Origin of the sequence: Lysinibacillus fusiformis (genome assembly GCF_002845985.1) — a bacterium.
Lineage (GTDB): Bacteria > Bacillota > Bacilli > Bacillales_A > Planococcaceae > Lysinibacillus > Lysinibacillus fusiformis_D.
Window position 1 is genome coordinate 460,222 of record NZ_PDFK01000003.1, and the last position, 19,275, is coordinate 479,496.

Below are 19,275 nucleotides of genomic sequence, written 5' to 3' on the forward strand. Positions count from 1 at the left end.
TTATAAAACTCCCTTCGTTGTTGTAGTAATAAATGAGGTCTACTAAATAAAAAAGTACACCACTACTATATAAGTGATGTACCAACTATCCTATAATGTGTGACATTAAAGATAAGTTACTGTTTTAAAATAAAAACATGCGTTCACTTATCTTTAATTTTACAAAGTATTCACCTGCATTCTTATTTTGGATAATACGAAAAACCAGGGTACTTCACCACTGGCCATTTTTCCTTTCTAAGAGCCTGTAGCAACTCAGGGCCAACCTGCAAATTACTTTGCACCAATTCTGTTGGCGTTAAGGCCATCCATTGATTTAAAGATACATCCTGGAATCGGTCACTTTTAAACATTTCTAAAAACCATAATGGCTCTGTGCCAGTATTTTCAACGTAATGCCCCGTCGCAAACGGCACATAGCCAACATCACCTGCACGATAATCAAATGTTCGTGCTGTTCCATTCCCTGTGAAAACAGTCATTCGCCCTTTTCCTTGTAGATAATATTGCCATTCATCGTTGTTCGGATGCCAATGTAATTCGCGCATCGCCCCAGGCTCAATTTCTACCAGTGCCGCTGCGATATTTTGGGAAATCGGAAAATTAGTTGAATCCACAATACGCACACTGCCACCTGGTGTTTTCAGTGGTGGCTGTGCTAATAAGCGATGCTTAAAAGTTTGTGGAACCTGCCCATAAGGAGACTCCACTTTTTGTGAATTGATGGGACCAGGAACCTGATCCTGATAAATATACACTTGCTCATTCGGAATATGATCAAAAGCACTAATTGGAACCCCAAAATTGGCAGATAGCACATCCTTCGGGGTGTGCGCAAACCAATCTGAAATCGACAATGTATTCAGATCTGAGAAATTGCCATCATCAAACACTAATAAAAATTCACAGCCATCCTCTAACCCCTGAATTGAATGAGGAATGCCAGGTGGAAAATACCATAAATCACCTGGTCCTACATCGGCAATAAAATTACAGCCATTTTGATCAACTGCCGTAATCCGAGCATGGCCGAGTAGCATATAAGACCACTCCGCCTGCTGATGCCAATGCAGTTCACGCACGCCTCCCGGTGTCAAGCTCATATTTACACCCGCCAATGTCGTAGCAATCGGTAATTCACGAACCGTAATTTCCCGTGACCACCCACCTTGATTTAATGTCATATGCGTGTCTGAAAACGAGAATCGTAGGTTAGGGATCAAACCCGCATCTGTCGTTGGTGGCACCAGCATATCCGGATTTTCTAAATCCCTCATAATATCGCGTGGCCCCTTATCCACCCCTCCAGCTCCATCATTCCGAATAGGCTGAGGCACTTGAAAATAACCCGGCGGCAAATTGTCCAATCGTTCACCTCTTTATCGTAGAAATTTAAAAAATACTTTCATCCTTCTAAATGTATGGGCACACAGCTTGTACTATTCACTTGCTTTTCTGTTGGGCGAGTGCATGAGAATGGCTATTTGGTTACGAGGAATGATTACTTTTTTGACCGCTTTCCTCACATTATGGAGCGGAGGCATCACTCCTCTAAACGTAGAGCAAATTCATTCCCATGAAAACATAATCAGTCACTGTAGCAAAGCCTCCACTACACATTTATGCAAGATTTGGAGGCCTTCCTGCAATTCGTCATATGTTGCATAGGCATAAGATAGACGAATATGATGATGATCTTGTGGGTCATAAATATAGCCAGGATTGATTAATACTTGTTGCTGCAATAGCTTCATAAAGAATTCTTTGTCTATAAGTGGCTCATGAAACTTGAGCCAAATATAAAAGCCTCCCTTTGGTTTGCTCCAAGTAGCAATGTCTTTAAATTTTCCCTGTAAAATTTGCTCAGTGAAATGGGCTCGATCCTGCAAGTGCTGACGTAAAGATGCAAGATGCGATTCATATTTTCCTGATTGTAGCCAATGTAGGACAATTTCTTGTGAGATAGCACTTGAGCCATAGTCCGTTTGCATTTTTATATCGGCTAATCGTTCGATGACGGTGGTTGGACCAATAAGCCAGCCAATGCGTAGCCCAGGGCTTAAGGTTTTGGAGACACTCCCAATATAAAGGACTTGTCCGCTGCTATCCATTGCTTTAATAGGAGGAGAGGTCGCTTCAAAAAGTAATTCATGATAGACATCATCCTCAATAATTGGAATACGTGATGCCTGACAGGCTTCATAGAGCTGCTTTTTTTCCAGAGATGTCCATACTTGGCCCGTTGGATTATGTAAAGTTGGGATAGCGTAAAATACGGCTTGTTTTTTCCGTTTCCTTTGAGACAATGTTTGGGCAAGCTGTTCATCGCGGTGAATGCTCACCATTTGCATCCCTACTGATTGAAATGGATGGACAGAATTTAAATAGGAGGTTGGCTCCTGAAATACAATAGACCCTTGTTCTAGTAAACCAACGGCAATTAACTGCAATGCCTGAAGTGCACCTGAGACAATGCAGACCTGTTGAGGCTCAGCAACGATGCCTCTTTTTCGTACATAGTCACAGATAGCTGCACGAAGGTGATCATTACCCTGTGGTGAGGAATAGCCCAATGCTTTGGGCTGAAAAGATAGCTCCCTTAGTGAAGCTTCTATGGCCTCTGTGGGCAATAAGCTTGGTGCTAGCTCACCCGTTCCTAAACGAATGACATCCTCACGCTGCTCGTATTCATTAATTAATTGGATAGTGTGATAGTTTGGCTTATGGATACTTGTTTCGATATAGGTTTGCCAATTCGGCTGTGTTTGTTGAATTAATGCATGCCATGAATTATGCGTAACGTAAACCCCAGAGCCTACCTTTGATTCAAGGAGACCTATTGCTTTTAATTCCTCTAAAGCCTGTTGAACCGTGCTACGATTGACGCCAAACTGCATGGCTAACTGTCTTTGGGTGGGCAGTTTTGTTCCTGCTACCCAGTCTCCTCGTTCCACCAGTGCTGTTATCCATTGCACAATTTGCTGTTGTAATGAGGTATCTCTTTGTCTATTTGGCTGCCAGTTCATTTATCCATCACCTTTCCTGCTAGAAAATTGGGTGGATAAAAAACCATCCAATTGGTCGTTTTCTTTTAGTTATACCATATCTAAAATGAGTAGTGAAAGGAGGGATGATTGTTGGAAGCTTTTCTTCATGGCATCATTTTAGCATTTGGACTCATTTTACCTTTAGGTGTACAAAATGTTTTTGTTTTTTCTCAAGGTGCTACACAACCCAATTTATTACGCGCCCTGCCAGCAAGTGTAACAGCTGCCCTCTGTGATACAATGCTAATTGTGCTTGCGGTATTCGGACTATCCTTAATTGTTTTACAATTTGAGTGGCTACGTATCGCTTTAATGACTGTTGGTATTGTTTTTTTACTTTATATGGGCTATACCATCTGGCGCTCAAATCCGAGCACTACAAAAAAAAGTGAACCACTGCCCATAAAAAAACAAATTCTCTTTGCCCTCTCTGTGTCGTTACTTAATCCACATGCTATATTAGATACAATCGGCGTCATTGGTACGAGCGCATTAAAATATAGTGGTACAGAGCAAATGATTTTCACGGTAGCCTGCGTGCTAATTTCTTGGCTATGGTTTTTCGGTCTCACGTTGACTGGTGCCTCGTTCAAAAAACTTGATAGCTCTGGTAAGTTGATGGGCATCTTGAATAAATGCTCAGCCATCTTTATTTGGGCAACAGCGTGTTATCTCGCAAGTGGCTTACTGTAGCCTACATAGAAAATGCTCAGGATTCCTCCTGAAGCATTTCATGTTGTTGAAAAAAGATGATGTCAACGGCAGAAAAAGCAAATTTGCAAGGTGAGAGGTTGATTTCCGTTCCGCCAGCGCCCTTTCCAGGGGGCGTCCGATGAGCCGCTTCACTCACTTACGCTCGCTCCAGGGTCTCATCTGTGACGCTAAATCCCCTAGGAGTGACGCTGGCTCCACTCCAATCAACCATTCTGCAAAGTGTCTTTACTTTTTTTCATAGTAGTATAGCGATCAAATAGCCCATTATCTGTATTCTTAGAGGGGATAGGCTCTTATTTTCAATGTGGAGAAGTGATGCGTGACAACACCTCTCCATAAAGAGAAGTGAACACCTTCACTTTATTTAAAAACCTTTGCTAAAAAGGTAACACTTTTGTGGGGTGGAGTGGAAGGCTACTTGACTCCCGTGGGATAGCGAGACAGGCGAGCCTCTAAACGGAGCGGTAGCGGAGGAAGCGGCTCGGCGCTCGCCCACAGGAAAGCAAGTAGCCTGCAACGGAAATCCATTTCTCCCTTTCAATTGACTGTTTTGTTTTTCAACACTAAGAAATGCTCAGGATTCCTCCTGAGCATTTCTTTTAGAGTGAGACAAATACCGTGAGCTGTTCATTAAACAATGTTGTTTCAACGGATTTCGCTTTAGACCACGCTTCACCATAATGAATAGCCTTGACTAATACATTCGCTTGTAATATTGCTTCATGCTGTCGGATGATAGAAAGTACCTTTGTACTACCGTTAAAGGCAATCGACACATATTGGACCACTGGTAGCTGCCATTTTTTCCTTGCGTCTTGAATTGTGCGAATTAATTCTCGCATTTGCCCTTCTTGTAGCAAGCTTTCTGTTAGTTGAACATTCATCAATACACGACATGTGCTATCCTCAGCTAACCTATAATACTCCTTCACAACCGCTTCAGCAACAACATGGGCTGCTAATAATGTTAGCTGTTGTCCTTCCATCTCAAAATTAATCGAACCATTATGCTGAAGCTTTTGCTTTTCTTCATTCGTTAATGCCATCACATATTCTTTTACTTGATTAACCTTTGCACCAAATGCAGCTCCAGCAGTTTTAAAATTCAGCTTATATTGGATGCTTTCATAGGCTGAAAAATCATGCGCCCACCTACAGGCTTTGATGTTTAACTCATCTTGAATGAGCTCACTATAGACTTGACAATCCATCAGGTCTCCTTTTACGGCAACAATGAGTTCACTTAAAGGTTGCTTAACCTTCATTCCCTGACTATTGCGAATGCTGCGTCCAAGTTCCACTACTGTTAAAACCATTGCCATTTCTTGTTCAAGCTTGACATCCACTAATTGTTCGTCACATGCTGGGTAGTTCTCCAGATGAACACTTTTCCCACATAATTGACGGTAGATGTCTTCAGCAATAAATGGCGTAAACGGTGCTACCAATTGACAAATAGATGTAAGCACTTCATAAAGCGTACTAAATGCACCTCGTTTATCTGCTGTCAGTCCATTTGCCCAAAATCTAGCTCGTGAACGGCGAATATACCAATTGCTTAACTCCTCTACCAACTGAGCAATTTCTCGTGTAGCCTGTGTAAATTGATAATCATCCATGAACGTTGTGACAAGTTGGATAGTGTGATGGAGACGAGACAAAATCCAATGATCTAGAGGTGATCGACTCCCTTTATTTGTAGCATCATACGTAAAGCCATCGATATGGGCATACATTGCATAAAATTTAAACGTATTGTCAAGTGTATCCACTAGTTTCGATTTCGCATCTAAGATAATTTTCTTAGAAAAACGCTTCGGATTCCAAGGGGAGCTGTCGACTAAAAATGCCCACCGTAAAGCATCCGCTCCATATTGCTCGATTAATTCAACAGGCTCTAAAGCATTACCTTTACTTTTTGACATCTTCTGCCCATGCTCATCTAAGACATGCCCTAACGATAGAACATTTTTATAAGGTGGCTTGCCTGTAAATAACGTCGATACCGCTAATAAGCTATAGAAAAAGCCTCTTGTTTGGTCGATTCCCTCAATGACGACATCTGCAGGGAACTGCTGACGAAAAGTCGTGACATCTTCAAAAGGATAATGCTGCTGGGCAAATGGCATCGAGCCACTGTCAAACCAAACATCAATAACTTCTGGCGTCCGCTTCATGTCTCCTTGACAGACAGGACATGTACAGACAATGTCATCAATAAATGGTTTATGAAGCTCTAAATTTTCATCGAAAGCCCCTTTAGCTAATTTTCTTAATGCTGCAACACTACTTGGAGCCACCTCATGAGCACACTCCCGACAAACCCAGACATTCAATGGTGTACCCCAGTAACGATTACGGCTAATATTCCAATCCACTAAATTTTCTAGGAAGTTGCCAAATCGACCGTCCTTAATATGACCTGGATACCATGTCACTTGCTGATTATTTTGTAAAAGCTGCTCCTTTAATGCTGACATCTTGATAAACCAGCTATCTGTTGCGTAGTACAGCAAAGGTGAATCACAGCGCCAGCAATGTGGGTAGCTATGCTCATATTTCTCTTTAGCAAATAGAAGTTTTTTTGCCGCTAGCATTTTAATGATATCAACATCACAATCTTTTACAAAGCGTCCGACAAGCTCAGACACAGCTTCTATATAACAGCCTTTTAAATCAACTACATTGACAAAGGACAAACCATGGTACTGTACTGTTTTATAATCGTCCTCTCCATAGGCTGGAGCAATGTGCACAATTCCTGTTCCACTATGCTCCGTCACGTAATCCGCCATAACGACAACTTGCCCTTTTTCGACCGTTACATAAGAAAATGGTGGTTGATAGGAAACACCCGCAAACTCTTGCCCATCATGCTCACTTAGTACTTCGATAGGCTCTGTAAAAACCTTTTCTACCAGTGATTTAGCGAGGATGTATATGTTATTCTCATGCTTTACACGTACATATTGAAGAGATGGGTTCATAGCCAAGGCTACATTAGCAGGTAATGTCCAAGGCGTCGTTGTCCAGCCTAAGAAATATTCGTCGCGATCCCGAAGCTTAAACATCGCTGTAACGGATAAGTCTTTGACATCCTTATACCCCTGTGCTACCTCATGTGAACTTAAGGATGTTTGGCAGCTAGGGCAATAAGGTGAAACACGATGCCCTTTATATAAAAGTTGTTCCTTGTGTACATGGCTTAAAATATGCCACACAGATTCGATATAATCATTGCTTAGTGTCAGATAAGGATTATCCATATCAAGCCAGTAGCCAAGCTGCTCGGTAAAGGTACGCCATTTTTGCTCATAGGTAAAAACGCTCTTTTTACATGCCTGAATAAATCGCTCTACCCCGTAATTCTCAATTTCCTGCTTCCCAGAGATGCCTAATGCCTTTTCTACTCCTAATTCCACAGGCAATCCATGTGTATCCCAGCCTGCTTTTCGTTCAACGAGATAGCCTTGCATCGTTTTATAGCGTGCCACAACATCTTTAATTGTTCTGCCAAAAGCATGACCAACATGTGGTAAACCATTCGCTGTTGGCGGTCCCTCGTAAAATACAAAGGGCTGCTGTCCAGCACGATTGTTGATGGACTTTGCCAAGGTTCCTTCTTGCGCCCACAACGCACGAATCCTTGTTTCTCGTTCAACCACTGTTTCCTTCTTTTGTTCTTCCTGCATATGAGTTCCTCCTATACAATCCATTTTGTATAAAAGGCATACAAAAAACCCCGTCCCAAGGAAAGGGACGGGGTTAACCGCGAATACCACCCTAATTCTATTGACACAATGGTCAATAGCGCTCAGCAACGTACAATCATACGTGTTCTTTTTAACGGTAGACACCCGGATTGGCTTACTCTATTCAGCCAATCTTCTCAGAGAGGATTTTCATGTAACACCTGCACACCGACTTCCACCAAATGTCGGCTCTCTGTAGAACAAAATGAAACACTACTCTTTCTCATCAACGAATTTGTATGCTTTTATTGTCACTCATCGTAACAAATTACCAATTGTCTGTCAACAGTGGACAACCTTAAAAAATTTCGTTGAGACAAGTGACAATACTTTGATGGAGAGTCATATATTAAGATTGCGGATTGGTTTGAATAAAGCTCTTCAGCAATATTTTGACATTAAATAGCCCGATATAAAAGTTTACTTCATCCAATTGCCCCTTTAATGTGGCTACTGTTGACAGTGTTTGCTGCAATATTTGGATGATTTCATTTTTCCAACATAGCGAAAATCAGGACTAACAACCTTTCCTCCTCATCATGAATAAATACATAAGCAGGTTGTAAATAGAAAAACCAAAGTGCATGTAACATAGCGACATAGGCTGATCCATTCATTTTAGGATTTTTCACTAGTTCATCAATAGCATCCGATACATGTGCCACACTATGTGCCCATCCTTTGCCAGGTACATAGCTTCTTACATCCTTTTCAGATGATATGTAAGTTCATAACTTCGTTTGACAAGCCTCATGCTATCCTTAGATAAAAAAATATCTGTGTAGATCCCTAGCTAAAATAAGTACGAGCAATAAGATTGTAAACGAGTGAGTAAAAAACCCAATCAGATTCCTTTGAATAATAAATGGTTTAAGCTTTAATCCCAAAGTTCAATGAAGCAACGATGATTCAGCAAATTTTTTCTAAAATCCATTCATAAAAGCTGCCCTAAATCCATGTATCTCGTAGCTCACTTCAGTAGAACCGATATGTGCTAGCATGGCATGCAAAACCTGCTGTTGATGCTCTTGCTGCCAAGTAGCCTGACCCTTTTTCAATGCCATTAATCTAGCCTTTAATTCATCTTCCTTCAATACAACTGGCTAATTCCACTTTGCTTATTCATTGTGATACTCCGTACTACTTTCTCGGTATAGCCCATCCAGCTTCCATCCATTATAAAAACGGACATAGGTCAATTCCTTTTGCCAATTATCTAGGTGCACAATCACCTTACTGCTCCAAGGGAAAGTGGCTGCATAAACCCGACCTCTGCGTACCTCAGCTATGTCATCCGCTACACCAAGAAGTGTAGAAGGTGCATTCGCATTATACATTAAATAATGCTGTCGATCTGAACTGATCTCAAGTTCTTCCATGACCTCCTGATGAAAAACAATTACTTGCTCATTTGCCTGATGAAGTGAATAGATGAGAGCTCCCCCAAATAGCACCATCAATGAAGCCACAATGAGTACATGCTTTTTCTTTAATCCTATGTAAAACGCCCACTGCTTTTCCTTATTGTATAAATGAATATATATTGCTAGACTTATTGGCCACAAAAATAATAACTGCCAACAAAGAACAACCCAAAAAATCTCGCCATCCGAGACAAAATATCGAATGACATTGTAATTCAACAACCATAAAGGCATCGACCACCGCCATAGGGATTCTTCCTGCGGTATACTTTTTAAATAAATCAGTAGAAGAGGTAAGCTTAGGAAAAAGGCTGTCGCATTATCTAATAGAGCAAATACCAATACAACACCTCCTACGTAGAAAAATGTTACAACTATTGTATTTTAATCCAATTGTACAGGAAAGGCTAGACATTCTAAAACGTTGAATATCTAGCTTCCTTTTATTGATGTTCTTCCACTATTTTCATCTCTAGGAAAATCGATGAGAGGTTGAGAGGCATTGTTCCCAATCACCTGGCTATATTGTACTTTGATAGCGTTTTGGGACATCCACTAAAGGAAACCGTGTACCATTGCTATGTTTTTGCACCAATTCATCTACAGATAATTATATCCACCACAGACATTGTTTCAAAAATGACCTCACGCTGCTTGAATAGGAGTGCTAGAATCACATTTTCAATCAAAATGCGTTCGTCTTGCTGTACAAGTATACCCTTCTAGTGGTAGTTTGCTTTGCAAAAAGCTTCTGTTGTACTTGAATTTTGCAATAGGCCCAACTGCGTAAATCTTTGCCTCGATGCTTCGATAAATAAGCCTTTAGCTCGCCACGTTCCTCATAGTTTTGTTGGTTATCATAAAATTTAATTAAGACATCCTGCACGATATCTTCTGCACTTTGTCAATCTCTTCCATAGTAAAAGGCAAGACGAATAAGCCTCTCTGTATGCTGTTCCATTATTCTTTCTAGTTCGTAAATGAGCCCTCTCTTTCCTATAAACGGTGCTCATAGCTTCGAGGTTTGCTTTTTTTGTCATTTATTCTAAATCATTGTCAGCAAACGGGCTAATAACCTTTTTTTCCGTTGAAGATAACACGATATTGGTAGAAGGTGTACCATAGGGCATAGCTGCATCAATAAACTGCTCTAATGTTTCTACTGAATAAGTCGCTAGTTTGACAATATAGCTAATTTCCCCCGCCACTCGATAGCACGCCAAGACATCAGGATGAGCCTTACAAAATGCAGAGAGGCTTTTACAATCAATGGATTTAAATAAAATAATGGCCTCGATAGTGCGCTCCATCTTTTTCAAATTCACCCTTGCATGATACCCTTCAATCACACCTTGTTCCTCCAGCTTTTTGACCCGTTCAATAACAGCGGGAGAAGATAAATGAACAATTGCTGCTAATTCCTTCATCGAGATTTTTGCATTGTGCTGTAATTGCTGTAATATTTGTATATCAATTTGATCCATGGTCCTTCACCTTTCTAAATCAATTATTTTTTCTATAATACCTTTTCAAATAAAGTTTTTTATCCAAAATACATTATACAGCTTCTGTTAACATTCAGCTCTTTTGATTACAATAAAAGCAATAAAGGAGGCAGAATCAATATGAAAAAAATATTATTACTTTTAGCAAATGGCTTCGAGGCCGTGGAAGCCAGTGTTTTTACAGATGTGCTTGGCTGGAATAAATGGGAAGGCGATGAATCAACAGAAGTCATTACAGTCGGGTTACATAAACAATTGCAATGTACATGGAATTTTAGCGTCATTCCTGAAAAATTGCTGCATGAAATTGATTTAAAGGATTTTGATGCTTTAGCAATCCCAGGGGGCTTTGAGGAAGCAGGCTTTTACGAAGATGCCTTTAGCGAGGAATTTCAAACAGTTGTGCGTCATTTTGATGAACAGAAAAAGCCTATTGCAACAATCTGTGTAGCCTCCCTAATATTAGGGCATAGCGGTATTCTACAAAATAAGAAGGCGACAACTTATAATCATCCAACAAGTAAACGATTAGAGCAGCTTCAATCCTATGGTGCAAATGTTGCTAATGAACGAATTGTCTACACAGAGCACATTATTACATCTTCGAACCCAGGCACTGCATTCGATGTCGCATTTGGCTTACTTGAAATGCTAACATCACCTGATAATACATTGAAAGTAAAGGATTTAATGGGCTTTAAATAATTTTATAAAGCTGTCCAAAAGAGTTCATTTTGGACAGCTTCATTATGTACATTTGTTTTCTGATATTGATTGTAATAACTTCACTCCTAACTCTTTACTTCTTGAAACTAATGATATAGTTCTGATTAAGGATCAATATATAGGTGTCAATCACGAACCGCTAAGGCACTGGCTACCAGTTTTGAGTTAGTAAACATCGTTTAAACATGATTTACAGCAGGATAAAAAGCAGGCTTACACCAAATATTATGATGTAACCCTACTTTTTACTTTATTGCTATTATTTTTCTAATGGTGCTGTTTCTGATGTGTTAAAATCCATTTCCTTCGCGTTGTCTAGCACATCTTTTGGAATCGTAATCGTTGTTACCGCATTGAAATCATGATATTTAATTGTAGTTTGCTGTCTTGTTTTGATCGAATTGCCTTCCACTTTCATCTTTAAGGTCATATCCATAGCAATTTCTTCTACATCAAATGTTTCTTTATTAATCAATAATTTATATGTGAGACTATCAAAGGACATGTTACCTAATTGTGCCTCTAGATCAGCATCCATTCCTAAATTCATTGCGCCAAGCTGCTGCTTCACTAGCTCTGTGAATTTATCCCCAGCACCCTTTAGTGTTAATTCATAACGGTTTGCTGTTTCAACTAATGTGAAATCTTCAGCAAATGCTTGTAGCATCTCCAATTGTTCTGTTGCATCTGGCTGTATCCCTGTTTGGCTAAGTACATCCTCAAATAATTGTTTCGGGAACTTTACCCAAGCCTTTTGCTCTGCCTCATACATATACATACCATCTTTAGCCGTCATATACATTTTAATCGGCAAATTAATCGCTTCACCACTTGTTGGATCTGTTAGCGACATTGTACCATCAGCAAAGAATTGCATCGGCTCTGTAACAATTTCCATCTTCATGTTGCCTTTAGAATCCATTTTCATGGTTTCCTTGCCATCGTTTGCCTCCACTGACTGAGAGATGGTCATGGTAGCCTTCATGCTTTTTAGCTCTTTTTGCTTGGCTACTGTTTTAGTAAATACTTCCTCTAACAAAGCACTATTTTTTGTTGTAGTAGACTGTTCTTCCTTTACCTGCTCCCCTTTAGGGTCTTCCCCTTTTTCTTCCGGTATAGGCTGTGTATCCACAGGTAAGTCTAATGCGTTGACGATAAATGTTGCTAACTGACCACGCGTAACATTTTTATCTACACCAAATTCTGTGGCAGAAACCCCCTTCGCAACGCCTGCCTCATACAGTGCTGTTACTGCCTCTGCAAATGGACTATTTTGCTGTACATCAGTAAATGGGCTTTTGCCTTTCGCTGTTAAACCTGCTGCCTCTGCTACCATTATCGCCATTTGACCACGTGTAATCGTGTCATCTGGACGGAATGTATCATCCTCATAGCCTTGTACAACCCCAAGATTTACTAGTGTAACTATCGCCTTATAGTATGGGCTAGATGAGTCAACATCCTTGAAATTCGGATTTTCTACAGTCAAATCCGTTGTTGTTAATTGAAAAGCACTTGCTATCATCTTTGCCGCCTGTCCACGTGTTACGTCCTGTGAGGGCTTAAATGTACCATCTGGAAAACCATGAATAATATCTGCTGCATGTAATGTGGAAATACCGTTAAAATATGCATGATCTTCGCTCACATCTGAAAATGGACTAGCAGCCGAAACAGGTACTACTGCAACAGCTGTAACCGCCATTGCAGCTGTTGCCGCCGTATAAAGCTTATGTTTTTTCTTTGTCATAATTAATCGTCCCCCCATTTATGTAAAATGTAATGCTTACATATTAATTTTATCTAAAGATTTGGGAAAATGCTAGGTTAGTTGGAAATTAAAATATAATTATCCAATATATCCGTCATTTGGTTCGATCTAATTTTTATCCTCCATATAAAAAAACCGACCTCCTAAGAGATCGGTTTTTATGATGATGATTACTCAGCAGCTTTTGCGCGTAGAACCATTTGTAGGATACCACCGTGACGGTAGTAGTCTACTTCTACTTCTGAGTCGAAACGAGCTAAAGCTTGGAAAGTTTTAACTGTGCCGTCTTCAGATTTAGCAGTTACTGTTAAGATTTCACGTGGTTTTACGTTGTCAGTAATGTTAACAGAGATTTCTTCTTTACCAGTTAAGCCTAGTGTCTCAGCAGATTCACCTGGCATAAATTGAAGTGGAAGAACACCCATCATTACTAAGTTAGAACGGTGGATACGCTCGTAAGATTGTGCGATAACAGTTTTCACGCCAAGTAGGAATGTACCTTTCGCAGCCCAGTCACGAGAAGAACCCATACCGTAGTCATTACCAGCAAGTACGACTAAGCCAGTACCTTGCTCTTGGTATTTCATACATGCGTCATAGATATACTCTACTTCGCCTGTTGGCCAGTAAGTAGTGAATCCACCTTCTGTACCAGGAGCCACTTGGTTACGGATACGGATGTTTGCAAATGTACCACGCATCATTACTTCGTGGTTACCACGACGAGAACCGTAAGAGTTGAAGTCACGGATTGCAACACCGTTTTCAATTAAATATTTACCTGCAGGTGTATCTTTACCGATTGCACCAGCTGGAGAAATATGGTCAGTTGTGATTGAGTCACCGAACTTCGCCATAATGCGTAAGCCGTCTAAGCCTTGGATTGCTTCTGGCTCTTTTGCAAGACCTTGGAAGAATGGTGGGTTTTGGATGTAAGTTGATTTATCATCAAATGTGTATAGAGACTCAGTTGATGTTTCAATTGCATTCCATTTTTCGTTCGCTGTGAATACTGTTTCGTATTCTTTTTGGAATAACTCACGGTTAACAACAGTACTTAATACTGCATTAACTTCTTCTGTTGATGGCCAAATATCCGCGAAGAATACTTCATTCCCATCTTTGTCTTTACCGAATGAATCTTTTTGTAGATCGATATCCACTGTACCAGCAAGTGCATAAGCAACAACAAGTGGTGGAGAAGCTAAGTAGTTAGCTTTTACAAGTGGGTGTACACGACCTTCAAAGTTACGGTTACCAGAAAGTACAGAAGTTACGAATAAGTCATTTGCTTTAATTGCATCTTCGATTTCAGGAAGTAATGGACCTGAGTTACCGATACATGTTGTACAACCATAACCTACAGTGTTGAAGCCGATTGTATCAAGGTACGTTTGTAAACCTGAATCTTCAAGGTAACCAGTTACAACTTTAGAACCTGGTGCTAAAGAAGTTTTTACCCATTTAGGCACTGTTAGACCTTTTTCTACAGCTTTTTTCGCCACTAAGCCCGCAGCAATTAATACGTATGGGTTAGATGTATTTGTACAAGAAGTGATCGCTGCAATTGCAACAGCACCTGTTGGAATTTCTACATCGCCTTCAGCGAATTTCGCTACAGAAGTTTTTGCGAATTCATCTTCTGTTAAACCGAAACCTTGTGTACCTTGTGGTGCCACCACTGCTTCTTTGTAACGAGAACGCATTTGAGATAGTGGAATTAAGTCTTGTGGACGTTTTGGACCAGAAAGGTTTGGTTCGATTTCAGCTAAGTTTACTTCTAAAACATCAGTGTAAACTGGCTCTAATGCTGGATCGAAGAACATGTGGTTTGCTTTAAGGTAAGCTTCAACAACCGCGATGTGCTCTTCGTCACGACCAGTTAAACGCATGTAGTTTAATGATTCTTCGTCGATTGCGAAGTAACCACATGTAGCACCATATTCAGGAGCCATGTTTGAGATTGTCGCACGGTCAGCTAGTGGTAATTTAGATACGCCAGGTCCGAAGAACTCAACGAATTTACCAACTACGCCACGTTGACGTAATACTTGTGTTACTTTTAATGCTAAGTCAGTAGCAGTTGTTCCGTTTGGAAGATCGCCAACTAATTTAACACCGATAACTTCTGGAATTGGGAAGTATGAAGGCTGACCAAGCATACCTGCTTCGGCTTCAATACCACCTACGCCCCATCCAAGAACACCGATACCGTTGATCATTGTTGTATGAGAGTCAGTACCTACTACTGAATCTGGGAAAGTTTCGAATGTGCCGTCAGCATTTTCGTTTACGTGTACAACTGGAGCTAAGTACTCTAAGTTTACTTGGTGAACGATACCTGTTGCTGGTGGTACAGCACGGAAGTTATTGTAAGCAGTTTGAGCCCATTTTAAGAAGTTATAACGCTCAGCGTTACGTTCAAACTCAAGGTCCATGTTTGCTTGCAGTGCAGATGCATTACCGTATTTGTCAACTTGTACTGAGTGGTCAATTACAAGGTCAACTGGAATAGCAGGGTTGATTTTGCTTGGGTCACCGCCCATTTCCTTCATTGCAGAACGAAGTGATGCAAGGTCAACAACTACTGGTACACCAGTAAAGTCTTGTAATACAACGCGAGATGGTTTGAATGGTACTTCTGCTTCAGGGTCAGCACCATTGCCCCATTTTGCTAATTCGTTTACATGTTCTTCTTTAATTACATACGCATCATATTGACGTAAAACAGATTCTAATAACACTTTAATTGAGTAAGGAAGGTTTGAAACTTTTGCAACGCCAGCTTTTTCAATCGCAGCTAAGTCATAGTAATTGTAAGTTTTACCATTCACTTCGAATGATGCACGGCTGTTGTGTAAATTACCTTGTGCCATTTGCGGATCCCCCTAAATATATCTTTTTGAAAAGGCTTTAAAAATGTGTAGCATCTTTTCTCCAATACCCATGATAGCGCATTTATATTCATAAGTAAATTACATTAATATTATCTTTTTTGATAAGCATAACTTATGACCTTGGTTTCTACCCTGATGTTTTTAATTTTTTGATGTGCATAATATCAAGGGTTTGTATTAATGTGGGTTTCTATACCTATCTAACGAAGCATATCTAAATGTATTTAACTGTGGTACAGATTGCGGTACGAGCTGCGGTACACGAACTTTTTGTAAAAAGTGTACCGCAGGAATAAATAGTAAATAAAAATTCATCCGGACACGTATGAGTAGTAGAAAAAATCAATACAACAACTTTTACTTTTAGATTATTAACTTCTTTATAATTAAACATTAAAGAAATGATGCAACTATTTTAATAACTATATAATATACATATACACATATGACAATACCTTACAATTTGTTTCTTTTTGGATAATCAGTTCTGCTTTAATAAAAAACAAACCAGGTGCACATTTGAGCGTCTGGTACCATTCATATGATTAACCAACAGTTTTTCAACTTGTGTTTTTTAAATGTAAATTGGGGAAAAATTTAGGTACTTCTTTTTAAAGACATCGTACTATATTAAAGAGGAGGATTTAATGAAGAAAAATCCGCAGACTGAGGCGAATAAACGTTGGCAAGCGAAGAATAAAGAACGTGCTAAATATCTTAGTGCACGATCTGGAGCACGTAGCTTTATAAGAGACCACGCCTTAGAGGAAGATTTAGACGAGCTCATGGAATTAATATTAGAACGTAAACAAGTATTATTAGAAATGAAAATAAACCAAGATGGCATGTAGCTGTCTTGGTTTATTTATTTTTGTATTTTATTAAGTAATTAATTTGTGGAAATAAAAAAAACCAGGTACTCATTGTTGAATGAGCGCCTGGCCTTTGCTTTAAATCCTAATCAAATTCTTTTTTTATCTGTAATGCAAATTGTTCAATAGATTTTCTATCTTGATAAATTGTAATACCAATACCGGAACGAGTAGCTCTATGAGAGTTATATTCTCCTGCATCAATCCAAAATTGGAATTGATAAATCTGTTCATCAATTAGGTCACTATTATTCGCTAAAATAGCAAATGAAAAAGATGGATCCGTTGAGTCCCATACTTCTGCTTCCAATAATTCGTCCCAATTATTTAATATCAGCGTATGCAGCATTATAAGATCACTTCGTAAAACCAAAAACTTAAAATCTAAATGATGTTCACCACAATTAAATTTAATCAAAATATTACTGGAAACAGTATCACTCTCTATATTAACCACTTCTAAACTTGTCTTTGATGCATCAAATGATCTATCGTATAAGGTTGCCATAATTAAATCTTACCATCCCCAGTTACTACTAATAAATTTCTTAGCGATTTCCCCACTATCAGGTTTGTAAACCGTTACAACCTCTTTTGAATTCCCTATAAACACTACATTAATATTTTGATCTTTATCATAAATAGCTCTAGCACGTGTATGTTTATCCATGAATTTTTTTCCATTTACAATTGCATCAGCAACTTGTTTGGAAGAAAGTTGACGTGCATTAGCCTGTATAACTGCGTGTGAAGAAAATTTCACTGTTGCTTTTGGAATTTGTTTTACAACTAGTTTAACACATGTAGCTGCAACGAACCATACAATCGGAGCGACCCTCGGAGCAACAATAAATTGTTCAGATTCCAGTGAATTCATAAAAGGAGTTCGTGCAGTGTTAATAGAATCCCAAAAAAAATATTGTCTTTCAACATCGGTAAATGATTCATATAGTTCCTTAAATTCTGGATGCTCATTTATATAATTTTCAGTATCTAAAATGTATTTATTATATTCCTCTGTATCTAGTTGAGGAACTAATAATTCAGTTTCCGAATATAAACTTTCATTTTGATCATTATCTGTGAATTCCATTGCTGAGGCAGCTGATGGAAATACAATGCTAATTAATAAAGTAAATGTTAGTAAAATACTAATAATTTTTGTATGTTTCATGATTTATCCCTTCAAACTTGTATTTGATTCACTAGCAAATCCTTACCTCGAGTTAATTATTATCCTATCATTGGTAACTTCCCCAATTCAATATTATGTTCACGCCACTTTTTTGACGGTGTGAACGCCATTAATTTGGCGCTACTCAAAGGAAATTCGTCAAGTCCGCCAAATCACGCTACTTATTCCCATCTTTTTTTAGTGGTATCGATATTTTTTTAGTGCTATATATACATTTATAGCGTTAACTCCATTTTATGCTTGATATTTTCAATAAAAACAAAAAAATATTGCTAATAACAAGTTCACTAATTTGACTATTGACATATTATTTACATTACTATTCTTATAATATTTTTATGAAATGCCCATTACCGATTAAGGTAACAGGCATTTGCTGTTAAACGCTACGTTGTGCAATGATAATCTTCAATCCTTCAAAATCACCACTTGTCATAGTTCCATTATCGAATTTTTCAAGCCATGACTTATCAATCACCTTTTTGTCTACGGCTTGTTGAATGTAATCACGTACTGCAGCTTTTGCGGTTGTGCTTGTGAATTTCATAGTATCATCCTCCTTTTGTTTTTGTGTATCCTCTACAATGAGTTGTACCTTTATGGCACTACTTGAGGGCACGATTACTTGTCCTTCAAATTTATAACCTGCAGGCATCTTCCATGTTGTAGGAATTTCAAAATGAGGTGCATCATACTGACCTACAGGCCAATAGCCTCCCCTAGTGATTCCTAGTTTTTTAGCTATTGCCCCAACCTTTGAAAGAGTAGAAATATCATATAAATTTCTTGGCGGTGCTACAGCAATATCCCAAGCTCTACGCGATGTATGATTACTATTTCGTGTCCAGGTAACTACTTGCCCTGGTCTTGTTCTACCTTGCTCATATAGATAGTTTTGGCGAGCTTGGCTACGATATTTCTGTGATGAAAACAAAGTCAATACCTGCCTTGTAGCACTCTTGAAAGAGTAGTCGGCAGGCTGTTTGTGCCATCTTCTCCAGTGTCTTTATAACGCTTCAATAATTTACGGAAAATAGATGTATTGAAATAGAATGTGGCACTTTCTGGATACTCTGCACCTGTTGATCTATTCCCTTTAGCTACACGACCCATAATAGGGACTTGTGTTTTGGTTTTGTCCATACGTGCCTCTAGGTTGATTAGCTGTGCAAATAAATAACGTTTTCCTTCAACCCTCACATACGCTTTCCCTTGTGCACCATGAATAGCATCACGAGCATGCATGGTTGTGTCTGCAAAGTACTGAAGATTCAACGGAATCACTGGTTTCTTTTGTTCCAATTTATTGCCCTCCCCTCTGCTACTACCGTTGTGATATAGAGCTGAGATATAGCCCTGTTACGTTTACAAC

At 39.2% G+C, this 19,275-nt stretch carries 17 protein-coding genes and 1 other annotated feature; of the genes, 3 read left to right on the forward strand and 14 right to left on the reverse strand.

Annotation, left to right across the window (positions count from 1 at the left end; genetic code table 11):
• Nucleotides 1-182 precede the first annotated feature (182 nt).
• Both CRI88_RS12905 and CRI88_RS12910 read right to left on the reverse strand, forming a co-directional pair.
• A complete protein-coding gene (locus CRI88_RS12905; protein ID WP_058843522.1) occupies nt 183-1,367 on the reverse strand; it encodes an oxalate decarboxylase family bicupin in 1,185 nt (394 codons plus the stop codon).
• Between the two features lie 225 nt (nt 1,368-1,592).
• On the reverse strand, nt 1,593-3,026 hold the full coding sequence (locus CRI88_RS12910; RefSeq protein WP_058843521.1) for an aminotransferase-like domain-containing protein: 1,434 nt from the start codon (nt 3,024-3,026) through the stop codon (nt 1,593-1,595).
• A 111-nt stretch (nt 3,027-3,137) separates the two neighbouring features.
• On the opposite strand from CRI88_RS12910, the gene CRI88_RS12915 reads away from it, so the two are divergent.
• Entirely contained in the window at nt 3,138-3,740 is a 603-nt protein-coding gene (locus CRI88_RS12915; RefSeq protein ID WP_058843520.1) for a LysE/ArgO family amino acid transporter, read from the forward strand.
• A 620-nt stretch (nt 3,741-4,360) separates the two neighbouring features.
• On the opposite strand, the gene ileS is transcribed toward CRI88_RS12915, so the two are convergent.
• The 6 genes from ileS to CRI88_RS12950 all read right to left on the reverse strand — a co-directional run bounded on the left by ileS (nt 4,361) and on the right by CRI88_RS12950 (nt 10,421).
• Complete coding sequence (gene ileS, locus CRI88_RS12930; protein ID WP_058843693.1) at nt 4,361-7,453, reverse strand: isoleucine--tRNA ligase; 3,093 nt, start codon at nt 7,451-7,453, stop codon at nt 4,361-4,363.
• A 60-nt stretch (nt 7,454-7,513) separates the two neighbouring features.
• Nucleotides 7,514-7,752: a binding site (T-box leader), on the reverse strand.
• A 110-nt stretch (nt 7,753-7,862) separates the two neighbouring features.
• Nucleotides 7,863-7,988, reverse strand: coding sequence for a hypothetical protein (locus tag CRI88_RS22905; RefSeq protein ID WP_257982902.1), 126 nt, complete (start codon nt 7,986-7,988; stop codon nt 7,863-7,865).
• 13 nt (nt 7,989-8,001) lie between these two features.
• The gene (locus CRI88_RS22910; RefSeq protein WP_231744999.1) at nt 8,002-8,178 is read right to left on the reverse strand and encodes a DUF2785 domain-containing protein; all 177 of its coding nucleotides are present in this window, start codon (nt 8,176-8,178) and stop codon (nt 8,002-8,004) included.
• A gap of 258 nt (nt 8,179-8,436) precedes the next feature.
• Complete coding sequence (locus CRI88_RS22915) at nt 8,437-8,607, reverse strand: hypothetical protein (RefSeq protein ID WP_257982903.1); 171 nt, start codon at nt 8,605-8,607, stop codon at nt 8,437-8,439.
• Nucleotides 8,608-8,631: 24 nt separating this feature from the next.
• A complete protein-coding gene (locus CRI88_RS12940; RefSeq protein ID WP_058843692.1) occupies nt 8,632-9,279 on the reverse strand; it encodes a hypothetical protein in 648 nt (215 codons plus the stop codon).
• A gap of 698 nt (nt 9,280-9,977) precedes the next feature.
• On the reverse strand, nt 9,978-10,421 hold the full coding sequence (locus CRI88_RS12950) for an Lrp/AsnC family transcriptional regulator (RefSeq protein ID WP_036120896.1): 444 nt from the start codon (nt 10,419-10,421) through the stop codon (nt 9,978-9,980).
• Nucleotides 10,422-10,562: 141 nt separating this feature from the next.
• Between CRI88_RS12950 and CRI88_RS12955 the strand changes: the two genes are divergently transcribed.
• Complete coding sequence (locus CRI88_RS12955) at nt 10,563-11,147, forward strand: DJ-1/PfpI family protein (RefSeq protein WP_036120893.1); 585 nt, start codon at nt 10,563-10,565, stop codon at nt 11,145-11,147.
• A gap of 280 nt (nt 11,148-11,427) precedes the next feature.
• Here the strand turns inward: CRI88_RS12955 and CRI88_RS12960 are convergent, their stop codons facing one another.
• Both CRI88_RS12960 and acnA read right to left on the reverse strand, forming a co-directional pair.
• A complete protein-coding gene (locus tag CRI88_RS12960) occupies nt 11,428-12,918 on the reverse strand; it encodes an S-layer homology domain-containing protein (RefSeq protein WP_058843691.1) in 1,491 nt (496 codons plus the stop codon).
• 191 nt (nt 12,919-13,109) lie between these two features.
• On the reverse strand, nt 13,110-15,815 hold the full coding sequence (gene acnA, locus CRI88_RS12965) for an aconitate hydratase AcnA (RefSeq protein WP_036120887.1): 2,706 nt from the start codon (nt 15,813-15,815) through the stop codon (nt 13,110-13,112).
• Nucleotides 15,816-16,483: 668 nt separating this feature from the next.
• On the opposite strand from acnA, the gene CRI88_RS12970 reads away from it, so the two are divergent.
• The gene (locus tag CRI88_RS12970; protein ID WP_058843690.1) at nt 16,484-16,687 is read left to right on the forward strand and encodes a hypothetical protein; all 204 of its coding nucleotides are present in this window, start codon (nt 16,484-16,486) and stop codon (nt 16,685-16,687) included.
• 106 nt (nt 16,688-16,793) lie between these two features.
• Here CRI88_RS12970 and CRI88_RS12975 read toward each other — a convergent pair whose 3' ends face one another.
• The 4 genes from CRI88_RS12975 to CRI88_RS12990 all read right to left on the reverse strand — a co-directional run bounded on the left by CRI88_RS12975 (nt 16,794) and on the right by CRI88_RS12990 (nt 19,205).
• Nucleotides 16,794-17,216, reverse strand: a complete 423-nt coding sequence (locus CRI88_RS12975) for a hypothetical protein (RefSeq protein WP_036116903.1) — start codon at nt 17,214-17,216, stop codon at nt 16,794-16,796.
• Nucleotides 17,217-17,225: 9 nt separating this feature from the next.
• A complete protein-coding gene (locus tag CRI88_RS12980; protein ID WP_058843689.1) occupies nt 17,226-17,882 on the reverse strand; it encodes a DUF4258 domain-containing protein in 657 nt (218 codons plus the stop codon).
• A gap of 400 nt (nt 17,883-18,282) precedes the next feature.
• On the reverse strand, nt 18,283-18,837 hold the full coding sequence (locus tag CRI88_RS22510) for a M15 family metallopeptidase (protein WP_036116908.1): 555 nt from the start codon (nt 18,835-18,837) through the stop codon (nt 18,283-18,285).
• A gap of 2 nt (nt 18,838-18,839) precedes the next feature.
• Nucleotides 18,840-19,205 carry a phage tail tube protein gene (locus tag CRI88_RS12990; RefSeq protein ID WP_170829827.1) on the reverse strand — a complete coding sequence of 122 codons (366 nt, stop codon included), beginning with the start codon at nt 19,203-19,205 and terminating at the stop codon, nt 18,840-18,842.
• Nucleotides 19,206-19,275 lie beyond the last annotated feature (70 nt).